The organism is Streptomyces macrosporus (genome assembly GCF_039533145.1).
Lineage (GTDB): Bacteria > Actinomycetota > Actinomycetes > Streptomycetales > Streptomycetaceae > Streptomyces > Streptomyces macrosporus.
Genome location: NZ_BAAASZ010000031.1, coordinates 108,563 through 132,525, shown reverse-complemented (window position 1 = coordinate 132,525; position 23,963 = coordinate 108,563). Strand labels below are relative to the sequence as shown.

Sequence of the window (23,963 nt, the reverse complement as noted above, 5' to 3'; positions counted from 1 at the left end):
GAAAAACACGGACCCGCGGCGTCTCCGCGGGGACCCGGAGGCCGCCGCCCCGCGCCCACGGCACGGAACGGCGGCCGGAAGAACCGGAGGGACCGGGGTCACTCCCCGGCGGTCTCGCCCTCGCCCCCGGCCTCGCCCTCGGTGGGCTCGGCCTGACCGGCCAGGACCTGCAGGACGATCTCCTCGTCCTCCAGCGTCAGGGTGGCGCCCTGAGGCATGACGATGTCCTTGGCCTGCACGGAGTCGCCCGCGGACAGACCCTCGATGGAGACGGCGATCGACTCCGGGATGTTGGTGGCCTCGGCCTCGACCGGCAGGGTGTTGTACATGTACTCCAGGACGTTCTGGCCCGGGGCCAGCTCGCCCTCGGTGTGGAACGGGACGTCGACGGTGACCTTCTCGCCCCGCTTGACGACCAGCAGGTCCACGTGGATCAGGAAGCCGCGGATGGCCTCGCGCTGGACGGCCTTGGGGATGACCAGCTCCTGCTTGCCGTCCACGTCGAGCGTGATCAGCACGTTCGGGGTCTTCAGGGCCATCATCAGGTCGTAGCCCGGAAGGGCCACGTGCACCGGCTCGGCGCCGTGGCCGTAGACCACGCCCGGAACCTTGTCGGCACGGCGGAGCCGGCGGGCGGCACCCTTGCCGAACTCCTTGCGAACCTCGGCGGAGATCTTCACGTCGCTCATGACGCACTCCTCGTCTCTCAAGTCGGATTCTGTGGCGGTTGCCAGAGCTACTCGGCCACGACTGACCTGCTGCGAAGAGCGCGTCGATAACGGATGACCGTGCCACTTGGAGACACGGCTCCCTCGCCGAGCAACTCCACGATTCTACCGCCCCGGACACACCGGGTCGGAACACGCCCGGGGCGCCGCACCGGACACACCCGGCACGGCGCCCCGGCGAAGCGTTACGCCTGCTCCTCGAAGAGGCTGGTGACCGAGCCGTCCTCGAACACCTCGCGCACCGCGCGGGCGATCGTGGGAGCCATCGACAGCACCGTGATCTTGTCGACGTCCACCTCGCTGGGCGTCGGCAGGGTGTTGGTGAAGATGAACTCGCTCACCGCGGAGTTCTTCAGCCGGTCCGCCGCCGGGCCGGACAGCACCCCGTGCGTCGCCGCCACGATGACGTCCTCGGCACCGTTGGCGAACAGCGCGTCCGCCGCCGCGCAGATCGTGCCGCCGGTGTCGACCATGTCGTCCACCAGCACGCACACCCGGCCGCGGACGTCGCCGACCACCTCGTGGACGGTCACCTGGTTCGCCACGTCCGGGTCGCGGCGCTTGTGCACGATCGCCAGCGGCGCGCCCAGCCGGTCGCACCAGCGGTCGGCGACCCGCACCCGGCCCGCGTCCGGCGAGACCACCGTCAGCTTCGAGCGGTCCACCTTGCCGCCGACGTACTCCGTCAGCACCGGCAGGGCGAACAGGTGGTCCACGGGACCGTCGAAGAAGCCCTGGATCTGGTCGGTGTGGAGGTCCACCGTCAGGATCCGGTCCGCGCCGGCCGTGCGCAGCAGGTCGGCGATCAGCCGCGCCGAGATCGGCTCACGGCCGCGGTGCTTCTTGTCCTGACGCGCATAGCCGTAGAACGGCATGATCACGGTGATGCTCCGGGCCGAGGCCCGCTTGAGAGCGTCGACCATGATCAACTGCTCCATGATCCACTTGTTGATCGGAGCGGTGTGGCTCTGCATCAGGAAACAGTCCGCGCCACGGGCCGACTCCTGGAAGCGGACGTAGATCTCGCCGTTGGCGAAGTCGAACGCCTTGGTCGGGACCACACCGACACCGAGATGCCCCGCGACCTCCTCCGCCAGCTTGGGGTGGGCGCGGCCGGAGAAGAACATCATTTTCTTCTGGCCGGTCGTCTTGATCCCGGTCACAACAACAATCTCCTTGCCAGCATCGATCTGTCGGGGTGCACCAGGGCGTGCGCTTCTCACGGTACGCCCTGCCCGGGACGCACTCCCCGGGTCACCCCCCGGTAACCGGGCCGTTCCCCTCGCGTTCCTCGGCGACCTGGGCCGCCCGCGCGGCGGCGCTCCCGGGCCGCTTGCGGGCCACCCAACCAGGGATGTTGCGCTGCTGGCCGCGTGCGACGGCCAACGCGCCGGGCGGCACGTCCTTGGTGATCACCGACCCGGCGGCGGTGTAGGCGCCGTCCCCGACCGTGACAGGAGCCACAAACATGTTGTCCGAGCCCGTCTTGCAGTGCGAGCCGATCGTGGTGTGGTGCTTGTTCACCCCGTCGTAGTTCACGAACACGCTGGCGGCGCCGATGTTGGTGTACTCGCCGATCGTCGCGTCCCCCACGTACGACAGGTGCGGCACCTTCGTGCCCTCGCCGATCTCGGCGTTCTTCATCTCCACGAACGTGCCGGCCTTCGACGTCGGCCCCAGCCTCGTCCCCGGCCGCAGGTACGCGTACGGGCCCACCGACGCGCCCGGACCGATCTCCGCGGAGTCCGCGACCGCGTTGACCACCACCGCGCCCGCGCCGACCCGGGTGTCCGTCAGCCGGCAGTTCGGCCCGACCTCGCACCCCGCGCCCAGGTGCGTCGACCCCAGCAACTGCGTCCCCGGGTGCACCACGGCGTCCGGCTCGTACGTCACCGTCGCGTCCAGCCACGTCGAGGCCGGATCCACCACCGTCACCCCGTCCAGCATCGCCCGCTCCAGCAGCCGGTCGTTCAGCAGCCTGCGCGCCTCGGCGAGCTGCACCCGGTTGTTGATCCCGACGATCTCCCGGTGGTCCTCCGCCACGCACGCCCCGACCCGGTGCCCGTCCGCGCGGAGGATCCCCAGCACGTCGGTCAGGTACTCCTCGCCCTGGCTGTTGTCGGTGCTCAGCCGGCCCAGGGCCTCGGCCAGCAGGTGCCCGTCGAACGCGAACACCCCCGAGTTGATCTCGCGGAGCGCCCGCTGCTCCTCGGTGGCGTCCTTGTGCTCCACGATGGCCGTCACCGAACCGTCCTCGCCCCGCACGATCCGCCCGTAACCGGTGGCGTCCGGCACCTCGGCCGACAGCACCGTCACCGCGTTGCCCTCACCCGCGTGGGTCGCGGCCAACCGGGCCAACGTCCCACCCGTCAGCAGCGGAGTGTCACCACAGGTGACCACCACCGTCCCCGCCGGCTTCACGCCCTCGGCCGCCAGCGCCTCCAGCGCCGTGCGCACCGCGTGCCCCGTGCCCCGCTGCTCGTGCTGCACCGCCGTGCGCACCTCCGCGTCCAGCGCGGCCAGATGCTCGACGACCCGCTCACGACCGTGCCCGACCACCACCACCAGATGCTCCGGAGCCAGCTCGCGGGAGGCCGCGACCACATGGCCCACGAGCGACCGCCCGCAGATGTCGTGCAGGACCTTGGGCCTGGCGGACTTCATGCGGGTGCCCTCACCCGCTGCGAGAACGACGACGGCTGCCGGGCGGATGGCGCTCACGGGTGTGCCCTTCGGCTTCGGGACGGATCAACGGACCACGCGCGGGGACGGACCCCGGACGGACACCTGACCCGCCCGGAGCACAGCCCCCGCACCCCCTGGCGGACACCGCCGGTTCACGGAGAAGAGGACCGCGGTGGAACCGCGCGGGAAGAGTGGTGTCCCCCGCAGGATACCGGTGACACCTTCATTCCGCCGGTGACCCCTGACCCGGCACCGTCCCGGTCTCCGCCCCCGGCGCCCCCTCCGACTCCTCGGCACCACCGCCCCCCAGCACCGCCGAGCCCCCCTCCGAACCCCGTCCGGTGAGCGCCGCCAGACTGGCGCGCACGTGCGCCATGTGCTGGCGCACCGCCTCCCGCCGCTGCTCGTGCGCGCGCACCACCCGTTCCGTCTCGCGCTCGATGCGCTCCTGACGCAGCCGCGCCTGCGCCAGCAACTCGGCCGCCCGCGCCTCGGCCTCCCCCTGGAGCCGCCGCGCCTCCTCCTCGGCCCCGGCGTGCTCCCGCCGGGCCCGCTCCAGCAGCGCCTCGCCCCGCTCCGTCAACGCCGACACCCGCGCCGACACCGCCGTGTCCCGCGCCGCCAGCACCCGGCCCAGCTCCTCGGCCTCCTCCGCGTGCTTCCGCTCCTGGGCCAGCAGCAGCGCCTCGCACCGCTCGGCCGTCTCCCGCGCCTCGCGCTCCGCCGCCTCGCGCACCTTCCGCGCCTCGGCCTGCGCGGCCCCGCGCACCTCCTCCGCGCGCTCCCGCGCCGCGGCGAGCACCCCCTCCGCCGCCTCCTCGCCCGCGGCCCGCACCCGCGCGGCCTCACCGCGCGCCGCCTCCCGCAGCGCCCGGCCCTCCTCCTCCGCCCGAGCCCGCACCCGCTGCGCCTCGGCCTCGGCCCGGGCCCGCACCTCCCCCGCCTCGGCCTCCGCCTCCGACAGGATCAGCGTGGCCCGCTCGCCCAACCCCTCGTACGTCTGGGGCGGCAACGTGGCCACCACGGACCGCAACCGGTCCGCCTCCTCCTCCAACTCCCCGGCGAGCACACCCAGTCGCGCCAGACGCTCCCGCGCGCCGTCGAGATCCTCGTACAGCCTGTCGGTGAAGCGATCGACCTGATCGGGCCGGTAGCCACGGCCCCGTACGACGGTGAAGCCATGAGGTGACCTGGACGCTGACATGGCGAACCCTTACCTCCACGCAATCCGGCGGACATCCCACCCAGCATGCGCCATGAGGTGCGGCAGCCCGCAATCGACACAAACCGCACGAACACGTGCGGAAGCACGCCGAACCTCAACGCGCCCCCGGCGGAACCATCCCCGAACGGACGCCCCCTCACCCGGCGAGAACAGGACATGTGAGCGACACAACAGCCGAACGCCCGCCCCGGAAACGCCACCGCGCCCGGCACCCGCCACACGGGCACCGGACGCGGCACGGACGGAACCGACCAACAGCGGCCACAACGACTACAGCAGACCGTCCCACATCTGTTCGAGCAGCACCGCCCACCAGTTCTCCGGATCGGCCAGCGCCGCCGGATCCAGACAGGCCAGCATCCCCTGGAAGTCCACCGTCCAGCGCCCCGCCTGATCCGGCGTCAGCCCGTACCGCAGCCGCCACATCCGGCCCAGCAGCGCCAGACACCGCACGAACTCCGGCAGACCGCTGTTGACGAACTGCGGCACCGCCGGACGCCCGCTCGGATCGCCCTCCAACGGCACCGCCACGATGTGCGCCGTGCCGTACTGCACACACAGCTGACGGCCGTAGTCGTTCCCCATCACCAGGTACGACGCCGCGTCCGGACCCGGCAGCACCCCGCGCTCCTGCGCCAGCTCCGCCAACGTCGGCACCGGACGCCCCGGCTGGGCCTGCGCCCAGAAGAACGGGCCGAACTCCACCGGCAGCCCCGCCCACACCAGCGTCTGCGCCACCACCTCGGGCACACCCTGCCGGGAGACCGCCCGCTGGTCGAAACGGAAGATCGCCTGCGGACCGAACGCCTCCGCCAACTCGTGCGCCAACCCCTGCGGCGGCACCGGCGGCACCGGCTGGACCTGGTGCGGCGGCGGCAGCGGCACCCGCACCGGAGCCGGCCGCGCCGGACCGTCCGCCACCTGGTGCAACTCGCCCTGATGCTCGATCAGATGACGCACGCCCTGCTGACGCGACGCCACGTCACGGCCGTACGGAGCGGTGTGGCTGATCCGCACCTGCGGCCAACTCTCCCGCACCATCCGGGCGCAGTACCCCCCGGGCACGTCACAGCACTCCAACTCCGTGTGCAGCTCCAGCACCTGCTGCGGCGGGACGTTCATCGCCCGCAACTCGTGCAGGATCTGCCACTCCGGATGCGGCAGGCCCGGCGCCGAACGCCGGATCACCTGCTGCTCCGAACCGTCCGGCGCCCGGTAGCGCAGCACCGCCATGTACCCCGGACCCACCATCGGCTGCCCACCGGGCGGCTGCGGATAGCCGTACGCGGGAGCCCCCGGCGCACCCATCGGCACACCGGGCGGAGGACCGGGCGGACCGGGCGGGCCCGGCGGCTGCGGCGCGCTCGGCGGCGGAGGGGTGCCCGGACCTCCGGGCCCCGCCAGCATCGTCGCCGCGTGGTGCACACCACCACCGGACGAGCCGCCGTCCCCGGCACCGGGCGCCCCCGGAGCACCGGGCGGACCGGGCGGACCGGGCGGGCCTGGAGGGCCGGGAGGACCCGGCGGCTGCGGCACCCCGGCCCCCTGGGAGGCCACGTCGTCCGCCGACACCACCTGCGTCGGCGCGTACGCACCGGGAGCACCACCCGACGACCCGGGCCCCGAACCCCCCGGACGGGCCCCCGGCGCACCCGGAACACCGGGCGGCGGCGGCACGGACGGACCACCCCCGCGCGGCGACCGCGCGGCACGACCGGTCGCGGCAGCGGCATCGGGAGGGCCGGGCGGACCGGGCGGGCCCGGCGGCTGCGGCGCGCTCGGCGGCGGCGTCCCCGGAGCGTCGACCGCCGGAGCCACCGTCGTCCTCGGCAGGACGCTGCCCTCCGGCATCAGCGCCGTCTCCGCCTCCGGACTCACCCGCGGCGGAGGCGCCTGGTCCGCCTCGTCGTCACTGCCGCTGATCGGCGGCGCGAACACCGTCATGGGCGGCGGCACCGACGCGCCGCCCCCACTGCCACTGGTGTCCGCGGCGTCCCACGGCGACGCACCCGAAGGAGAGGACGGGGCGGACGGGGGAGAGGAGGGCGGCGGAGGCGTCGCGGACGACGGAGCCGGCGGAGGCGTGGCCGACGCCGACGGCACGGACGGCGCGGACGTCGGCTCCGACGGCGCGGACCCGCCCGCCGACCCGTCCGAACCCGCCCCGGACCCACGACGATCCGGAATGCCCATCCGATCCGCCGCCTCCTGCAACCACTCCGGCGGCGTCAACAGGAACGACGTGGCCTCCAGATCCACCCGCTTCGGCGGAGCCGCCGGCGCCGGCTCCGCGACCGGCGCACCGTACTCCTCCTGGTACCGCCGGATCACCTCGCCCACCGGCAGACCCGGCCACAGCGTCGAATCACCACTGTCCCGCGCGATCACCAACCGCTGCCGACCGCCCACCGACGACGGACCGTCCGGACGGTCCTCCGCCCACGCCACGAAACCCAGATCGAACTCCCGCACCCGCACCTCACGGTGCTGGTACGCCGGCACACCGCCGTTGATCCAGCGCTCCGCACGCTCCTGCGCCTGCGCGAACGTCACCATCGAGCCTCACCCCTCCACCGGGACGGCACGCGCGAACCCACCGTCCACCATCAGGTTGGCCACGGTCTCCAACTCCGGCGGACTGCCCGCCAGCCGCAGCAGAAACTCGTCGAAGTCCGCACCACACGGCAGCAGCAGCGACTCCACCCGCTCCTGCACCGTCAACCCGTCCCGATCCCGCGCGTCGTCGTACGCGCAGAACCACACCGAGCCCACGCCCGCACCGCGCACCTTCACCGCGACGATCCCACCCTGCACGAACCCCACACCCAGGTAGTCCTTCGTCAGGTGGTCCCGCAGACACTTGTTCACGTACACCAGGTCGTTGACCGCCGCCTCCTCACGCACCGTGAAGAACGGCTGGTCCACCAACAACCCCAACTCCGCGTCCAGCGCCACACCCACCGGAGCACACCCGCCGGCCGCCTTCAGGAACGTCCGGTACGCCTCCGGCAACCGGTACCCCAGCGTCTCCTCCACGTCCAGCACCTGCTCCTCGGACACCGCCACCCCGTGCGGCACCTCGAAGTGCACCGGACGCGTCTCCTGCAACGGCCGCGTCCCCCGCTTCCCGTGGTCCACCACCGCCGTCGCCAACCCACCGTGGTGCCGCAACAACGCCTTCACCTCGACCGGCACCAACTCCAGCCGACGACTGTGCGCCACGTGATGCCACGTCCAACCGTGCGGCGTCGCCACCGGCGACAGATCCGCCCACAACTCGTGACCCGCCGCGTGCAGAGCCGCGTTCGCCGACACGTGGTCCGTCAACCGCAACTCGTCCGCGCCGAAACCCTCCGGCGGCTCCGCGATCTCCGCGGCGGCCCGCGCGTACGGCGAGAAATCCGGAAAACCCCGCTCGTCCACACGCACCCCCGCCGGATAGCGGGCAGCCCGTACCGGATCCGGAAAGTGCACGACCTGTCCGGCATAGGCCGTGTTCGGCGGCGCGGACTCCCCTCCGAACCGGGAATCGGGAGAAACCCCCACCCCAGGCCTACCTGTCGTCATGGCGGTGCCCCTCTGCTGGCAATGGCTACACGGGCGCTGATGGGCGCTGACCGACACAGCCTAAGCGCAACACCCACCACCGGTCCCGCCCCGCCCCCGACCGCCCCACCACACCGGGACACGCGCCGGAACCGACCCGGCTTCCCCAACGTCCCGCCCATTTGGCACCCTGAACCAACGCCATCGGGGGGATGCGCGGGAGGAAACACGAGCATGCACGCCACACGACAGCACACACCCAACCGGCCCGGAGACCCCCGCATCGGCTGGGGAGCACCCGACGACACCGCCCCCACCCTGCTCCACCGCCGCGACGGCATCATGCCCACCGTCGCCGCGGCCCTCTCCGTCCGCGGTCAGACCCTCACCTGCACCGCGAGCAAGGCCGACCAACCCCCCACCCTCCACCCCCTCGTCCAGGACTACCTCGACACCCTCACCACCGACCGACGCGAACGCCACACCGGACGCTGCCCCGAGGCCGTCCTCCTCTCCCGCCACCTCGCCTCCGCCGAGGCGGCCCGCGGCAAACGCGCCGCCCGCAAACCCCTCACCACCTCGGAAGCGCGCCGCGCCCTCAAAGGCGCCAAGATCACCGCCCGCCGCATCCGCGAGGACGGCGACCCCCGACACGGCAGCTACGCGCCGCCCTGCCGCTCCTGCACCGCCCTCCTCGCCCACTTCGGCGTCCGCGCAGTCGACCCCACAGGAGAACGGTGACCATCCCCCACCCCGCCCGCACCGGCACCACCCGCTTCCCCGTGCCCGTCGACGCCGCCCTCCGCGCCGCCGGCTGGCACCCCGGACGCCGCGACATCGAACAAGCCGAGATCTGGGCCGACACCCTCCGCGACCACCGCTCGCCGGCCGGACACCGCCACGCGATCTTCCCCGCCGCCGTCGAAACCTGGGCCGAATTCGGCAACCTCCACATCGTCGGCACCGAACCCGGCCGCCACATCGCCCCCACCGGGGTCCACATCGACCCCCTCCGCGGACTCCACTGGCCCCGCACCCTCACCGACCTCGGCCGCGCCCTCAACACCTCCGTCGCACCCCTCGGCGAAGAGGACAACGGCAACGCCCTCCTCGCCATCGACGCCCACGGCCGCGTCTACAGCATCGACCACACCGGGGACTGGTACCTCGGCCCCACCTTCGACGACGCCCTCACCACCCTCGTCACCGGCCGCACCCCCAGACGCCTCGGCCGCGAACCGAACTGACCCCGAGGCCGGGCCCACCCGGACCCGGCCTCACTCCCGGTCCGGAATCACCGCCGACACCCGGAACCCCCCACCGTCCGTCGGCCCCGACACGAACCCCCCGCCCAACGCCGTCACCCGCTCGCGCATCCCCACCAGACCGTTGCCACCGCTCGGCAACCCCGCGTCCCGCACACCCTCCGCCGGCGCGTCGTTCTCCACCAGCACCGCCACCTCCCCCTCACGGTGCGCCAACCGCACCCGCGTCCGCGCGCCCCCCGCGTGCTTGTGCACGTTCGTCAACGCCTCCTGCACCACCCGGTACGCCGTCTGCTCCACCCGCCCCGCGTACGACCGGACCTCGCCCTCCACCGAGAACTCCACCGACATCCCCGCCGCACGCGACTGCCCCACCAGAGCCTCCAACTCCCCCAGACACGGGCCCGACTCCTCCCGCTCCCCCGAGCCGGCCCCGGCCACCCGAGCCGACTCGCGCCCCGCGGCCGCCTCCGCGGCCTCCGCCACCCTCGCCAACGGCCGCTCCGCCCCGTCCGCGCCCCCGGCCACCACGGACACCGGCTGCTTCGACTCGTGCGCCCGCAACACCCCCAGCATCGTCCGCAGCTCCGTCAGCGCCTGGCGCCCCATGTCCCCGATCAACGCCGCGTTCCTCGACGCCTTCTCCGGGTCCTTCAACGCCACCGCCTGCAACGCCGCCGCGTGCACCACCATCAGACTCACCCGGTGCGCCACCACGTCGTGCATCTCCCGCGCGATCCGCGTCCGCTCCTCGTTGCGCGCCCACTCCGCACGCTCCTCCGCGCGCTCCGCCAGCAGCGACAACTCCCGCTCCAGACCGTCCGCGCGCTCCCGCAGGCTCTCCACCAGCCGCCGCCGCGCCCCCACGTACAGCCCCAACAGCACCGGCGGCGCCGTCAAACCCACCACCAGCACCAGCGACACCACCGGGACGAACCACCGCAACGGCCCATGGCCGTACTCCTCCGGCGCCATGTCCCGCCGCATCGACACGAGGGTGATGATCAGCGTCCCCAACGCCTGCATGCCCGACAGCAGCGCGATGATCCGCCGCGGCACCTCCGACGCCGCCAGCGTGTACAGCGCCACCGTCCCCAGCACGAAACCCATCTCGGCCGGCGTCACCGCGATCGACACCAGCACCACCGCGATCGGCCACCGCCGCCGCAGCACCAGCGTCAACCCGGCCAGCACCCCCAGGCCGACCGACAACCCCACCGGAACATCGGCCTCGTGCGCGAACGCGACCCCCTGCACAGCGCACTCGACACCGGACGCCAGTGCGAGCACCACGTCCAACACCGCACTCCGACGCCGCTCCCACCACAGCGGCCCCCGAGGTGCGCAGCCCTGGTCCCGGGCGTCGACGCTTTCCCCCGTCTCGGTCATACCGCCCAGCCTACGACCGCCCGCCACCGGGTTTTTGGGTGGCATCACCACCCAAAAGCACTGTGGTCCCCTCGTGACCGAAGGGAAAACAGCGGCATTTCACTCGAACTGTTGAATCGTCCTGATATTCGACCCGCGCACGTCTCCCCGAGACCAGGCTGACCCCCATGGTGCGAGCCAAGACGGAACTGAGGGAACGCGCCCGCGAGCTCCGCCGCGCGGGCAGGACGTACGACGAGATCACGGCCGAACTGGGGGTGTCCAAGAGTTCGGTGTCGCTGTGGGTGCGGGATCTGCCGAAGCCGCCGACCCCGCCCGAGCGGCTGCACCGGATGCGGGAGGCGCGCTGGGCACCGCACCGGCGTGAGCAGGCGGTCATGCGCCGGCGGACGAAGCAGGTCGCGGCCGACGAGATCGGCCGCATGTCCGACCGGGAGCTGTTCCTGGTGGGGGTGGGCCTCTACTGGGCGGAGGGATCGAAGAGCAAGCCGCACAGACTGAGGGAGGAGGTGGTCTTCGTCAACAGTGACCCCGGAATGATCCAGGTGTACCTGTCCTGGCTCTCCCTGCTCGGGGTCGAGAAGGAGCGGCTGCGGTTCCGGGTGATGATCCACGAGTCGGCGGACGTGGGGGCCGCCGAGCGTTTCTGGGCGGATCTGGTGGGGGTGGAGGTGTCGGCACTCGACAGGACGACGCTGAAGAAACACAATCCCAGGACGACTCGGAAGAACGTGGGAGAGGAGTACCGGGGCTGTCTCTCCGTCCGTGTTCGGCGCGGTGCCGACCTATACCGTCGCATCGAAGGCTGGTGGTACGGCATAGTAGTGGGTGCCGACCGGAACCCTGAGCGAATGTCCGGTTCGGCATAAATTGCCATCCCCTGTGGTGTAATTGGTAGCACAATGGTTTTTGGTGCCATTTGTCCAGGTTCGAGTCCTGGCGGGGGAGCTTGAAATTCGCGTGCAGGGGCCTCGACCTCCCGGGTCGGGGCCCCTTGTCGTGCTCGCGGCCCGGGCGGATCCGCGCCGGTTTGAGGTTGACGTAGGGGGAGGGTGCACCCTGGGGGCCGATTCCCCTAGGGGGCGGTACCCCTTTCCTCCTACCCGGGTGTCGTTCTGTGGCAGGACGAGGAGCGGGCGGTCCGCTCCCTAGGCTGGGTACGGGTCGCCGCACCGGTGGGGTGGGGACAGCCCCCGCGTGGATACGGCGCCGGGCACCATCGTGGCACCCCTTCTCCGTGCAGCAGGCTCTGTGCGCACCCGGAAGCGTTCGACGACTTCTCGGGCCTCTGATTCATCGACATAGGAGACATACCGTGACAACGGCTGTAGCGGATCCCAGGACCGGGGGCAGTGGAGGGCGTACGGCCATGGCCGCGCGGGCGCGGCAGGTCGTCAAGGCGTATGGCTCCGGGGAGACGAGGGTCGTCGCGCTGGACCGGGTGGACGTGGACATCGCGCGGGGGGCGTTCACCGCGATCATGGGCCCGTCGGGTTCGGGCAAGTCCACGCTGATGCACTGCCTGGCGGGGCTGGACTCGGTGACGTCCGGGCAGATCTGGGTGGGGGAGACCGAGATCACCGAGCTGAAGGAGAAGAAGCTCACCCGGCTGCGCCGGGACAAGATCGGCTTCATCTTCCAGGCGTTCAACCTGCTGCCGACGCTGAACGCGCTGGAGAACATCACGCTGCCGATGGACATCGCCGGTCGCAAGCCCGACCGGGAGTGGCTGGAGAGGGTGGTGGAGACCGTCGGCCTGTCCGGGCGGTTGAAGCACCGGCCGAACCAGCTCTCGGGCGGTCAGCAGCAGCGGGTGGCGGTCGCGCGTGCGCTGGCGGCGCGGCCGGAGATCATCTTCGGTGACGAGCCGACGGGCAACCTGGACTCGCGGGCGGGCGCGGAGGTGCTGGGCTTCCTGCGGCGTTCGGTGGACGAGCTGGGTCAGACGATCGTGATGGTGACGCACGACCCGGTGGCGGCGGCGTACGCGGACCGGGTGCTGTACCTGGCGGACGGGCGGATCGTGGACGAGATGCGGCAGCCGACGGCGGAGGCCGTGCTGGACCGGATGAAGGCGTTCGACACGTTCGGGCGGGTGTCATGACCGTGCTGAGAACCTCCCTGCGGAACTTCGTCGCGCACAAGGGGCGGATGCTGCTGAGCGGCGTCGCGGTGGTGCTGTCGGTGGCGTTCGTGTGCGGGACGCTGGTCTTCACGGACACGATGAACACGACGTTCGACCGCTTGTTCACGGAGACGGCGGCGGACGTGACGGTCTCCTCCAAGGACGCGGAGAGCGACGAGGCGCCGGACACGGGGAAGCCGGCGACGGTGCCGGCGTCGCTGCTGGAGGAGCTGGAGGGTGTCGAGGGGGTGTCCTCGGTCTCCGGCGGCGCGTACAGCATGGGCGTGACGGTGGTGAACGAGGACAACGAGAACGTGGGGTCCACCACCGGTGCTCCGACGATCGCGAGCAACTGGAGCGAGGTCGACGAGCGGTCGATGGAGATCGCCTCGGGTCGGTTGCCGCGGGGCGAGGGCGAGGTGATGGTCGACGCGGACACGGCGAAGAAGCACGGTCTGGGGTTGGGCGACGAGTTGCGCACGATCGCGGCGTCGGGCGACTTCCGGGCCGAGGTCGTGGGGGTGGCGGCGTTCCGGTCGACCAATCCGGGTGCGACGGTGGTGTACTTCGACACCGAGACGGTGCAGAAGAGGCTGCTGGGCGACTCGGACGCGTACACGTCGGTGGCGGTGACGGCGGCCGAGGGCGTGGGTGACGAGGAGCTGAAGCGGAACGTCGTCGCGGCGTTGGGTGCGGGCGAGTACAAGGTCCAGACGCGGGAGGAGTACGCGGCGGAGAGCCAGGACGACCTGGGGGCGTTCCTGGACGTCATCAAGTACGCGCTGCTGGGTTTCGCCGGTATCGCGCTGTTGGTGGGCGTGTTCCTGATCGTCAACACGTTCTCGATGCTGGTGGCGCAGCGGACGCGTGAGATCGGTCTGATGCGGGCGATCGGTTCGAGTCGTCGGCAGGTGAACCGGTCGGTGCTGGTCGAGGCGCTGTTGTTGGGCGTGCTGGGGTCGGTGCTGGGTGTCGGTGCCGGTGTGGGGCTGGCCGTCGGGCTGATGGAGTTGATGGGCCTGGCGGGGATGAATCTGAGCACGGACGATCTGACGGTGGCGTGGACCACGCCGGTGGTGGGTGTGGTGCTGGGCGTCGTGGTGACGGTGTTGGCGGCGTACCTTCCGGCGCGGCGTGCGGGGCGGATCTCGCCGATGGCGGCGCTGCGGGACGACGGTCTGCCGGCGGCGGGGAGCCGGGTGGGCCGGGTCCGTTCGGGTGTGGGTCTGGTGTTGACGCCGGCCGGCGCGGGTGCGCTGGTGGTGGCGGCGGGGTCGGACGAGGCGTCCGGTGGGTCGCTGTTCCTGGCGCTGGGTGTGCTGCTGACGCTGGTGGGCTTCGTGCTGATCGGTCCGCTGTTGGCGGGGTTCGTGGTGCGGGTGCTGGGCGCGGTGCTGCTGCGGGTGTTCGGTCCGGTGGGGCGGATGGCGGAGCGGAACGCGTTGCGCAATCCGCGTCGTACGGGTGCCACGGGTGCGGCGCTGATGATCGGTCTGGCGTTGGTGGCGTCGTTGTCGGTGGTGGGCGCGTCGTTGGTGGCGTCGGCGAGTGACGAGTTGGACCGGTCGGTGGGTGCGGACTTCATCGTGCAGTCGGACGCGTACCAGCCGATCGTGCCGGAGGTGGCGGAGCGGCTGCGTTCGGTGGAGGGCATCGAGCACGTCACGGAGTACCGGGTGCTGGATGTGGTGCTGAGGGTGCCGGGCGGGGAGCCGGTGAAGGACGCGGTGACGGCGGCGTCTCCGACGTATGCGCAGGATCTGCGGGTGGAGACGGTCTCGGGCGAGTTGGCCGACGCGTACGAGCGGGATGCGATGTCGGTGCCGGAGGACTTCGCGGAGAAGCACGGTGTGGGGGTCGGTGACCGTGTGGAGGTGGACTTCGAGCGTGGCGGGACGGCGACGCTGACGGTCCGGGCGGTCACGGCCGCGGACACGAGTGTGGACCAGGGCGTGATGTACGTGAGCACCGCGACGGCCGAGCGGTACGTGGCCGAGGATCGGATGCCGCTGAACATGATCATGTTCGCGAAGGCGGAGGACGGTCGGGAGGACGCGGCGTACGCGGCGTTGAAGTCGGAGCTGGAGTCGTTCCCGCAGTACACGGTCCGTAATCAGGCGGATTACAAGGAGTTGCTGGAGGACCAGGTGGGGCAGTTGCTCAACATGGTCTACGGGCTGTTGGCGCTGGCGATCCTGGTGGCGGTGCTGGGTGTGGTGAACACGTTGGCGCTGTCGGTGGTGGAGCGGACGCGTGAGATCGGGCTGATGCGGGCGATCGGTCTGTCGCGGCGGCAGTTGCGGCGGATGATCCGGCTGGAGTCGGTGGTGATCGCCTTGTTCGGTGCTCTGCTGGGTCTGGGGTTGGGCCTGGGCTGGGGTGTGGCGGCGCAGCGGCTGCTGGCTCTGGAGGGGCTGAAGGTCCTGGAGGTTCCGTGGCCGACGATCGCGACGGTGTTCGTGGGGGCCGCGGTGGTGGGGCTGGTGGCGGCTCTGGTGCCGGCGTTCCGGGCGGGTCGGATGAACGTGTTGAGCGCGATCGCGACGGAGTAGCGGCGGGGTCGTGGGGCGGCCCGGTTCCGGTGGGTGGTGTGGGTGCCGCCGGGGCCGGGCCGTCGGCGTGCGCGGTGCGGCCGTCGTAGGCTGGGATCCCCGGCCCGCTCGGCGTGTCGGGTTGTTCGTGTTGTCCGGGGCAGTTTTGCCCTTGTTGTCCAGCCCCTGGGATGGAACGCCTCCATGAGTCTCACCGGTCTTCTTGATGCGGTCGTACGGGATCCCGCTCTGGCGGAGGCGGTGCGGGCCGCCGCGGACGGCAGTCGGCACGAGGTGGATCTGGTCGGGCCGCCGGCGGCGCGTCCTTTCGTGGTGGCGGCGCTGGCGCGGTCGGCGGGGCGTCCGGTGTTGGCGGTGACGGCGACGGGGCGTGAGGCGGAGGATCTGGCGTCGGCGCTGCGGTCGCTGCTGCCGCCGGACGGGGTGGTGGAGTACCCGTCGTGGGAGACGCTGCCGCACGAGCGGCTGTCGCCGCGTTCGGACACGGTGGGGCGTCGGTTGGCGGTGTTGCGGCGGTTGGCGCATCCGCGTGCGGACGATCCGTCGGCGGGGCCGGTGAGCGTGGTGGTGGCTCCGGTGCGGTCGGTGTTGCAGCCGCAGGTGAAGGGGTTGGGGGACCTGGAGCCGGTGAGTCTGCGCTCGGGGCAGCAGGCGGAGATGGACCGGGTGGTGGAGGCGCTGGCGGCGGCCGCGTACGCGCGGGTGGAGCTGGTGGAGAAGCGGGGGGAGTTCGCCGTGCGCGGCGGGATCCTGGACGTCTTCCCGCCGACGGAGGAGCATCCGCTGCGGGTGGAGTTCTGGGGCGACGAGGTGGAGGAGATCCGCTACTTCAAGGTCGCCGACCAGCGGTCCCTGGAGGTGGCGGAGCACGGTCTGTGGGCGCCGCCGTGCCGTGAGCTGCTGCTGACGGACGAGGTGCGGGCGCGTGCGGCGCGGTTGGCCGAGGAGCATCCGGAGCTGGGCGAGCTGCTGGGGAAGATCGCCGAGGGGATCGCCGTGGAGGGCATGGAGTCTCTGGCTCCGGTCCTGGTGGACGAGATGGAGCTGCTGCTGGACGTGCTTCCGGAGGGGAGCATGGCGGTGGTGTGCGATCCGGAGCGGGTGCGGACGCGGGCGGCGGATCTGGTGGCGACCTCGCAGGAGTTCCTGGAGGCGTCGTGGGCGGCGTCGGCCGGTGGGGGAGAGGCGCCGATCGACGTGGGCGCGGCGTCGCTGTGGTCCTTGGCGGACGTCCGGGAGCGGGCGCGCGAGCTGGGGACGATGTGGTGGTCGGTGAGCCCGTTCGCGGTGGACGAGGAGCTGGACGGGGATTCGCTGACGTTGGGGATGCGGGCTCCGGAGAGCTACCGGGGGGACACGGCGCGTGCGCTGGCGGACACCAAGGGGTGGCTGGCGGACGGTTGGCGGTGCGTGTACCTGACCGAGGGGCACGGTCCGGCGTCGCGGACGGTGGAGGTGCTGGGCGGTGAGGGGATCGCCGCGCGCCTGGAGCCGGAGCTGACGGAGATCGTCCCGTCGGTGGTGCACGTGTCGTGCGGGACGATCGAGAGCGGGTTCGTCGATCCGGGGCTGAGGCTCGCGGTGCTGACGGAGACGGACCTGACGGGGCAGCGGGCGGCGAGCCGGGATCTGGGCCGGATGCCGGTGCGGCGCCGCAAGACGATCGATCCGCTGACGTTGCAGTCGGGCGACTACATCGTGCACGAGCAGCACGGTGTGGGCCGCTACATCGAGATGGTGCAGCGGACGGTGCAGGGGGCGACGCGCGAGTACCTGGTGGTGGAGTACGCGCCGGCGAAGCGGGGGCAGCCGGGTGACCGGCTGTTCGTGCCGACGGACCAGTTGGAGCTGATCACCAAGTACGTGGGGGGTGAGCAGCCGACGCTGCACCGGTTGGGCGGCGCGGACTGGACGAAGACGAAGGCGCGGGCGCGGAAGGCGGTCAAGGAGATCGCCGCGGACCTGATCAAGCTGTACTCGGCGCGGATGGCGGCGCCCGGTCACGCCTTCGGTCCGGACACGCCGTGGCAGCGGGAGCTGGAGGACGCGTTCCCGTACGTGGAGACGCCGGACCAGCTCACCACGATCGCCGAGGTCAAGGCGGACATGGAGAAGCCGACTCCGATGGACCGGCTGATCTGCGGCGACGTGGGCTACGGCAAGACGGAGATCGCGGTGCGGGCGGCGTTCAAGGCGGTGCAGGACGGCAAGCAGGTGGCCGTGCTGGTGCCGACGACGCTGCTGGTGCAGCAGCACTTCGGGACGTTCTCGGAGCGGTACGCGCAGTTCCCGGTGAACGTGCGGGCGCTGTCGCGGTTCCAGACGGACACCGAGGCGAAGGCGGTGCTGGAGGGGCTGCGGGACGGCTCGGTGGACGTGGTGATCGGCACGCACCGGTTGTTCTCGTCCGAGACGAAGTTCAAGGACCTCGGTCTGGTGATCGTGGACGAGGAGCAGCGTTTCGGTGTGGAGCACAAGGAGCAGCTGAAGAAGCTGCGGGCGAACGTGGACGTGCTGACGATGTCGGCGACGCCGATCCCGCGGACGCTGGAGATGGCGGTGACCGGCATCCGGGAGATGTCGACGATCACCACGCCGCCGGAGGAGCGGCATCCGGTGCTGACGTTCGTCGGGCCGTACGAGGAGCGGCAGATCGGTGCGGCGATCCGTCGCGAGCTGCTGCGCGAGGGGCAGGTCTTCTACATCCACAACCGGGTGGAGACGATCGACAAGGCGGCGGCGCGGCTGCGGAACATCGTGCCGGAGGCGCGGATCGCCACCGCCCACGGCCAGATGTCGGAGACGGCGCTGGAGCGGGTGGTGGTGGACTTCTGGGAGAAGAAGTTCGACGTGCTGGTGTCGACGACGATCGTGGAGTCGGGCATCGACATCTCCAACGCCAACACCCTCATCGTGGAGCGGGCGGACACCTTCGGCCTGTCGCAGCTCCACCAGTTGCGGGGCCGGGTGGGCCGGGGCCGTGAGCGGGGGTACGCGTACTTCCTGTATCCGCCGGAGCGGCCGCTGACGGAGACGGCGCACGAGCGGCTGGCGACGATCGCCCAGCACACGGAGATGGGCGCCGGCATGTACGTGGCGATGAAGGACCTGGAGATCCGCGGGGCGGGCAATCTGCTGGGCGGGGAGCAGTCCGGTCACATCGCGGGCGTGGGGTTCGACCTGTACGTGCGGATGGTCGGCGAGGCGGTGGCGGACTACCGTGCCGCGCTGGAGAAGGGCGGCGAGGCGGTGGAGGAGCCGCCGCTGGAGGTGAGGATCGAGCTTCCGGTGGACGCCCACGTGCCGCACGACTACGCGCCGGGCGAGCGGCTGCGGTTGCAGGCGTACCGGGCGATCGCCGAGGCGAACTCGGAGGAGGACATCGCGGCGGTCCGCGAGGAGCTGACCGACCGCTACGGTCCGTTGCCGGAGCCGGTGGAGAACCTGCTGTTGGTGGCGGGGCTGCGGATGCTGGCGCGGTCGTTCGGGGTCACGGACATCACGGTGCAGGGGTCGAACGTGCGGTTCGCCCCGGTGGAGCTGCGGGAGTCGCAGGAGCTGCGGCTGAAGCGGCTGTACCCGCGGTCGGTGATCAAGGCGGCGGCGCGTCAGGTGCTGGTGCCGCGTCCGACGACGGCGCGGATCGGCGGGAAGCCGGTGGTGGGACGTGAACTCCTGGCGTGGGTGGGGGAGTTCCTCACCACGGTGCTGGGCTGAGCCCGCCCGCCGGGCGTGGGAGCGTTCCCGTAGGCGGTGAGCAGGGAGGACCGGCCCGGGGTTCCGGGCCGGTCGGGCCGTAGGATCGCCGTCATGGAGCAGCGAGTACTGGGCAGGACGGGCCGTGCGGTGTCCGTCGTCGGACTGGGCACGTGGCAGCTGGGCGCCGACTGGGGGCAGGTGCGCGAGGAGGACGCCCTGGCGGTGCTGGAGGCGGCCGTGGAGAGCGGTGTGACGTTCTTCGACACCGCGGACGTGTACGGGGACGGTCGCAGCGAGCAGATCATCGGCCGGTTCCTGCGGGAGCGCCCGGACGCCGGGGTGTTCGTGGCGACGAAGATGGGGCGCCGGGTGGACCAGGTGCCGGAGAACTACGTCCTGGACAACTTCCGGGCCTGGACGGACCGGTCCCGCGCCAACCTGGGCGTGGACACCCTGGACCTGGTGCAGCTCCACTGTCCGCCGACGCCGGTGTACTCCTCGGACGAGGTGTTCGACGCGCTGGACACGCTGGTGGCGGAGAAGCGGATCGCGGCGTACGCGGTGAGCGTGGAGACCTGCGCGGAGGCGTTGACGGCGATCGCGCGGCCGGGTGTGGCGAGCGTGCAGATCATCCTGAACCCGTTCCGGCTCAAGCCGCTCCAGGAGGTGCTTCCGGCGGCGGTCGAGGCGGGCGTGGGCATCATCGCCCGGGTGCCGCTGGCCTCGGGGCTGCTGTCGGGCCGGTACACGCGCGAGACGGTGTTCTCCGCGGACGACCACCGGTCGTTCAACCGGCACGGCGAGGCGTTCGACCAGGGCGAGACGTTCTCGGGCGTGGACTACGAGACGGGCCTGGAGGCGGCGGCGGAGTTCGCGGAGCTGGCCCCGGAGGGGGCCACCCCGGCGCAGACGGCGCTGCGGTGGATCGTTCAGCAGCCGGGTGTGAGCTCGGTGATCCCGGGGGCGCGCACCCCCGAGCAGGCGCGGGCGAACGCCGAGGCCGCGGCGCTGCCGCCGCTGTCGGAGGAGACGCTGGCCGCGATCGCGGACCTGTACGACCGGCGGATCCGGGCGCAGGTGCACCACCGCTGGTGACGGATGCCGGTGCGGGGTGCCGGTGACGGATGGGGCGTGCGGGGCCGGTCGGCGTGGTGCCGACCGGCCCTCGCCGTCTCCGCGCCGCCTCCGAGTCGTCTCCTCGCCATCTCCCCGTCGCCTTCACGCCCGTTCACACCTGTTCACACCTGCTCACGCCTTTCTTTCCGCATGTCCCTGTTGACCCCGTGTGAGGGAATGGTCGCCAAGGGAGTCGGGTAGCCGGAAGGACTCGTGATCCAACGGCACGAGGAGGCGACGGATGGACCGGACGAACGTGTTCGTCATCGGACTGGACGAGGAGAACCTGCGGACCCTGAACGAGGTGCCGCACGCGGAGGACCACCGGTTCCACCCGCTGCTGAGCGTCGAGGAACTCCAGCACGGCGAGATCGCCGTGGCGGACCTGCTGGCCAAGGCCGAGAAGGAGCTGGACGCCTTCGACGGCACCATCGACGCCATCGTCGGCTACTGGGACTTCCCGGTCAGCACCCTGGTGCCGATCCTGGCCGAGCGGTACGGGACGCGCGCCACCAGCCTGGAGTCGGTGGTCAAGTGCGAGCACAAGTACTGGAGCCGGCTGGAGCAGCGGAAGGTGATCGACGAGCACCCCCGCTTCGCGCTGGTGGACCTGGAGGGCGATCCGAGGCCGCCGGAGGGGCTGCGGTTCCCGATGTGGCTCAAGCCGGTCAAGTCCTACTCCTCGGAGCTGGCCTTCGGAGTGAAGGACGAGGAGGAGTTCCGGCGGGCCGTGGCCGAGATACGGCAGGGCGTCACCCGCATCGGCAGGCCGTTCGAGTTCGTGCTGGACCGGCTCGACCTGCCGCCGGAGATCGCCGAGGCGGGCGGGCAGGCGTGCCTGGCCGAGGAGTCCCTGTCGGGGGTGCAGGCCGCCGTCGAGGGCTATGTGTACGACGGCGAGGTGACCGTCTACGGGGTGCTGGACTCGATCAACTATCCCGACACCCCCTGCTTCATGCGCCACCAGTACCCCTCCGCGCTGCCCGAGCCGGTGGTGCTGCGGCTGAAGGACGTCTCCCGGCGCGTGATCGAGCAGGTCGGCCTGGACTGGGCGACGTTCAGCATCGAGTACTTCTACGACGCCGCCAACGACGAGATCAACCTGCTGGAGATCAACCCGCGGCACTCGCAGTCGCACGCCGAGCTGTTCGAGTTCGTCGACGGCGTCCCCAACCACCACTGCATGCTCAGCCTGGCGCTGGGCCGCGACCCGCGGCTGCCGTACCGGAAGGGCCCCTACGAGGTGGCCGCCAAGTGGTACCACCGGCAGTTCACCGACGGCGTGGTGCGGCGGGCGCCCACGCGCGAGGAGATCGAGCGCGTGGAGCGCGAGATCCCCGGGGTGCGGGTGACGGTGAAGGTGCGGGAGGGGCAGCGGCTGTCGGAGCTGCCGGGCCAGGACAGCTACAGCTACGAGGTGACGCACGTCTTCGTCGGCGCCGGCAGCGAGGAGGAGCTGCGCGAGAAGTACGACCGCTGCCTGGCGATGCTGCCGTACGAGTTCGGAGAGGAGTAGGTCCGCCCGTGCGCTACGTGACCAGCCTGCCGTACGAGACGAAGGTGGAGGAGCACGTCCGGATCCCGGTCTCCGACGGGACCCGGCTGTCGGCCCGGATCTGGCGGCCGGTCTCCTCCGACGCCGAGCCGGTGCCCGCGGTGCTGGAGTACATCCCCTACCGCAAGCGCGATCTGACCTCGGTGCGCGACTCGATCCACCACCCCTACATCGCGGGCCACGGCTACGCCTGCGTTCGGGTCGACATCCGCGGCACCGGCGAGTCCGAGGGGGTGCTGCGCGACGAGTACCTGGAGGTGGAGCAGACCGACGCCGAGGACGTGCTCGCCTGGCTCGCCGAGCAGCCGTGGTGCGACGGCAACACCGGGATGATGGGCATCTCCTGGGGCGCCTTCGCCGCGCTCCAGGTGGCCGCCCGGCGCCCGCCGAGCCTCAAGGCGATCGTCGTCTCCTCCTTCACCGACGACCGTTACGCCGACGACATGCACTTCATGGGCGGCTGCCTGCTGTCGGACAACCTGGCCGAGGCGGGCACGATGTTCGCCTACGCCACCTGCCCGCCGGATCCGGCGCTGGTGGGGGAGCGGTGGCGCGAGATGTGGTACGAGCGGCTGGAGAGCACCCGGCCGTGGGCGCTGGAGTGGCTGGGCCACCAGCGGCGCGACGACCACTGGCGGCACGCGTCGGTCTGCGAGGACTACGCGGCGGTGCGGGTGCCGGTGCTGGCGTCCAGCGGCTGGGCGGACGGCTACTCCAACGCCGTCACCCGCCTGCTGGAGCACCTGGACGTGCCCCGCAGGGGGCTGATCGGCCCGTGGTCGCACAAGTACCCGCACCTGGGGCAGCCGGGTCCGGCGATCGGCTACCTCCAGGAGGTGGTGCGCTGGTGGGACCATTGGCTCAAGGGCGTGGACAACGGGGTGACGGACGGTCCGATGCTGCACGCCTGGATGCAGGAGAGCGTTCCGCCGTCCACGTCTTACGAGGAGCGGCCCGGCCGCTGGGTGGGCGAGCCCGCCTGGCCGTCCCCGAACATCGTCCCGGTGGCGCACCCGCTGGGCCGGCACCGGATCGCCGCGCCGGGCGAGAGCGTGGAGGAGACGGAGCTGACGGTGCAGTCGCCGCTGTCGGTCGGCCAGTTCGCCGGGAAGTGGGCCTCCTACAACGCGCCGCCGGACCTGCCGTACGACCAGCGCGAGGAGGACGGCGGGTCGATGGTGTTCGACAGCGAGCCGCTGACGGAGCGGGTGGAGATCCTGGGCGCGCCGAGCGTGGAGCTGGAGCTGTCGGTGAACCAGCCGGTGGCGATGGTGGCCGCCCGGCTGTCGGACGTGGCCCCGGACGGCCGCGCCACCCGCGTCACCTACGGACTGCTCAACCTCACCCGCGCGGAGGGGGACGAGCCCGTTCCGCTGGTGCCGGGCCGCCGGTACCGGGTGCGGGTGCAGCTCAACGGCGTGGCGCAGGCGTTCCCGCTCGGTCACCGCATCCGGCTGTCGCTGTCGACGTCGTACTGGCCGCTGGCCTGGCCGCCGCCGAGGCCGGTGCTGCTGACCGTGTACACGTCCGCCAGCACCCTGACGCTGCCGGTGCGTCCGAACGACGCGCCCGACGGGGTCGAGGGGCGGCCGTTCGGGGAGCCCGAGGGCGCCGAACCGATCCCCACCACCCGGGTGACCCCGTCCGAGCAGCGCTGGCGGGTCTCCCGCGACCTGGTGGACTACGAGTCGGCGCTGGAGATCGTCAAGGACGGCGGCACGATCCGCTTCGACGACATCGACCTTCTGGCGCACCGCCGCGCCTACGAGCGCTACGGCTCGGTCGCCGACGACTTCACCTCCGTGCGGGGCGAGTCGGAGTGGACGATGGCGTTCTCCCGCGGCGACTGGAGCGTGCGCACGGTGACCCGCCAGGTGCTGCGCTGCACCGAGACGGAGCTGCTGCTGCACGCGACGCTCGACGGCTACGAGGGCGAGGACCGGGTGTTCTCCCGCACCTGGAACCGGTCCCTGCCCCGCGACCACCTCTGAGCGACCACCCCGGCACCCGTGTGGAGGAGTCGTCCTCCGACGGGCCGGAAGCGGGAGCGGGACGTGCCGGCGTCGGTCGCGCACCCG

16 protein-coding genes and 1 tRNA gene are annotated in these 23,963 nt (G+C 71.7%); 10 read left to right on the top strand and 7 right to left on the bottom strand.

Translation table 11 applies throughout. The features are described 5' to 3' along the window. Positions 1-98: 98 nt before the first annotated feature. The 6 genes from ABD335_RS22520 to ABD335_RS22495 all read right to left on the bottom strand — a co-directional run bounded on the left by ABD335_RS22520 (position 99) and on the right by ABD335_RS22495 (position 8,205). Positions 99-689, bottom strand: coding sequence for a 50S ribosomal protein L25/general stress protein Ctc (locus tag ABD335_RS22520; protein ID WP_344326473.1), 591 nt, complete (start codon positions 687-689; stop codon positions 99-101). A gap of 224 nt (positions 690-913) precedes the next feature. Next, positions 914-1,891, bottom strand: a complete 978-nt coding sequence (locus ABD335_RS22515) for a ribose-phosphate diphosphokinase (RefSeq protein WP_344326471.1) — start codon at positions 1,889-1,891, stop codon at positions 914-916. A gap of 91 nt (positions 1,892-1,982) precedes the next feature. Then, positions 1,983-3,449, bottom strand: a complete 1,467-nt coding sequence (gene glmU, locus ABD335_RS22510; RefSeq protein WP_344326468.1) for a bifunctional UDP-N-acetylglucosamine diphosphorylase/glucosamine-1-phosphate N-acetyltransferase GlmU — start codon at positions 3,447-3,449, stop codon at positions 1,983-1,985. 187 nt (positions 3,450-3,636) lie between these two features. Continuing rightward, on the bottom strand, positions 3,637-4,617 hold the full coding sequence (locus ABD335_RS22505; RefSeq protein ID WP_344326466.1) for a coiled-coil domain-containing protein: 981 nt from the start codon (positions 4,615-4,617) through the stop codon (positions 3,637-3,639). 291 nt (positions 4,618-4,908) lie between these two features. Continuing rightward, the gene (locus ABD335_RS22500; protein ID WP_344326464.1) at positions 4,909-7,194 is read right to left on the bottom strand and encodes an SUKH-4 family immunity protein; all 2,286 of its coding nucleotides are present in this window, start codon (positions 7,192-7,194) and stop codon (positions 4,909-4,911) included. A 6-nt stretch (positions 7,195-7,200) separates the two neighbouring features. Further along, the gene (locus ABD335_RS22495; RefSeq protein ID WP_344326865.1) at positions 7,201-8,205 is read right to left on the bottom strand and encodes an SMI1/KNR4 family protein; all 1,005 of its coding nucleotides are present in this window, start codon (positions 8,203-8,205) and stop codon (positions 7,201-7,203) included. 213 nt (positions 8,206-8,418) lie between these two features. Between ABD335_RS22495 and ABD335_RS22490 the strand changes: the two genes are divergently transcribed. Both ABD335_RS22490 and ABD335_RS22485 read left to right on the top strand, forming a co-directional pair. Continuing rightward, positions 8,419-8,925 (top strand): YwqJ-related putative deaminase, encoded by a 507-nt coding sequence (locus ABD335_RS22490; protein ID WP_344326462.1) that lies wholly within the window; start codon positions 8,419-8,421, stop codon positions 8,923-8,925. A gap of 2 nt (positions 8,926-8,927) precedes the next feature. Beyond that, on the top strand, positions 8,928-9,431 hold the full coding sequence (locus ABD335_RS22485; protein WP_344326863.1) for an SUKH-3 domain-containing protein: 504 nt from the start codon (positions 8,928-8,930) through the stop codon (positions 9,429-9,431). 30 nt (positions 9,432-9,461) lie between these two features. On the opposite strand, the gene ABD335_RS22480 is transcribed toward ABD335_RS22485, so the two are convergent. After that, the gene (locus ABD335_RS22480; protein WP_344326460.1) at positions 9,462-10,838 is read right to left on the bottom strand and encodes a sensor histidine kinase; all 1,377 of its coding nucleotides are present in this window, start codon (positions 10,836-10,838) and stop codon (positions 9,462-9,464) included. A gap of 167 nt (positions 10,839-11,005) precedes the next feature. Between ABD335_RS22480 and ABD335_RS22475 the strand changes: the two genes are divergently transcribed. From ABD335_RS22475 to ABD335_RS22440, 8 genes are all read left to right on the top strand, one after another. After that, positions 11,006-11,707 carry a hypothetical protein gene (locus tag ABD335_RS22475; protein ID WP_344326458.1) on the top strand — a complete coding sequence of 234 codons (702 nt, stop codon included), beginning with the start codon at positions 11,006-11,008 and terminating at the stop codon, positions 11,705-11,707. A gap of 7 nt (positions 11,708-11,714) precedes the next feature. Continuing rightward, positions 11,715-11,786, top strand: a tRNA-Gln gene (locus ABD335_RS22470). Positions 11,787-12,207: 421 nt separating this feature from the next. After that, the gene (locus ABD335_RS22465; RefSeq protein WP_425583711.1) at positions 12,208-12,942 is read left to right on the top strand and encodes an ABC transporter ATP-binding protein; all 735 of its coding nucleotides are present in this window, start codon (positions 12,208-12,210) and stop codon (positions 12,940-12,942) included. Continuing rightward, positions 12,939-15,515, top strand: coding sequence for an ABC transporter permease (locus ABD335_RS22460; RefSeq protein WP_344326453.1), 2,577 nt, complete (start codon positions 12,939-12,941; stop codon positions 15,513-15,515). The genes ABD335_RS22465 and ABD335_RS22460 overlap by 4 nt, the downstream gene beginning before the upstream one ends. 183 nt (positions 15,516-15,698) lie before the next feature. Next, positions 15,699-19,232, top strand: a complete 3,534-nt coding sequence (gene mfd, locus ABD335_RS22455) for a transcription-repair coupling factor (protein ID WP_344326451.1) — start codon at positions 15,699-15,701, stop codon at positions 19,230-19,232. Between the two features lie 93 nt (positions 19,233-19,325). Next, positions 19,326-20,309 (top strand): aldo/keto reductase, encoded by a 984-nt coding sequence (locus tag ABD335_RS22450; protein ID WP_344326449.1) that lies wholly within the window; start codon positions 19,326-19,328, stop codon positions 20,307-20,309. A 262-nt stretch (positions 20,310-20,571) separates the two neighbouring features. After that, positions 20,572-21,846 carry an ATP-grasp domain-containing protein gene (locus ABD335_RS22445; protein ID WP_344326447.1) on the top strand — a complete coding sequence of 425 codons (1,275 nt, stop codon included), beginning with the start codon at positions 20,572-20,574 and terminating at the stop codon, positions 21,844-21,846. Positions 21,847-21,854: 8 nt separating this feature from the next. Then, positions 21,855-23,876 (top strand): CocE/NonD family hydrolase, encoded by a 2,022-nt coding sequence (locus tag ABD335_RS22440; RefSeq protein ID WP_344326444.1) that lies wholly within the window; start codon positions 21,855-21,857, stop codon positions 23,874-23,876. The last annotated feature ends 87 nt before the right edge of the window (positions 23,877-23,963 follow it).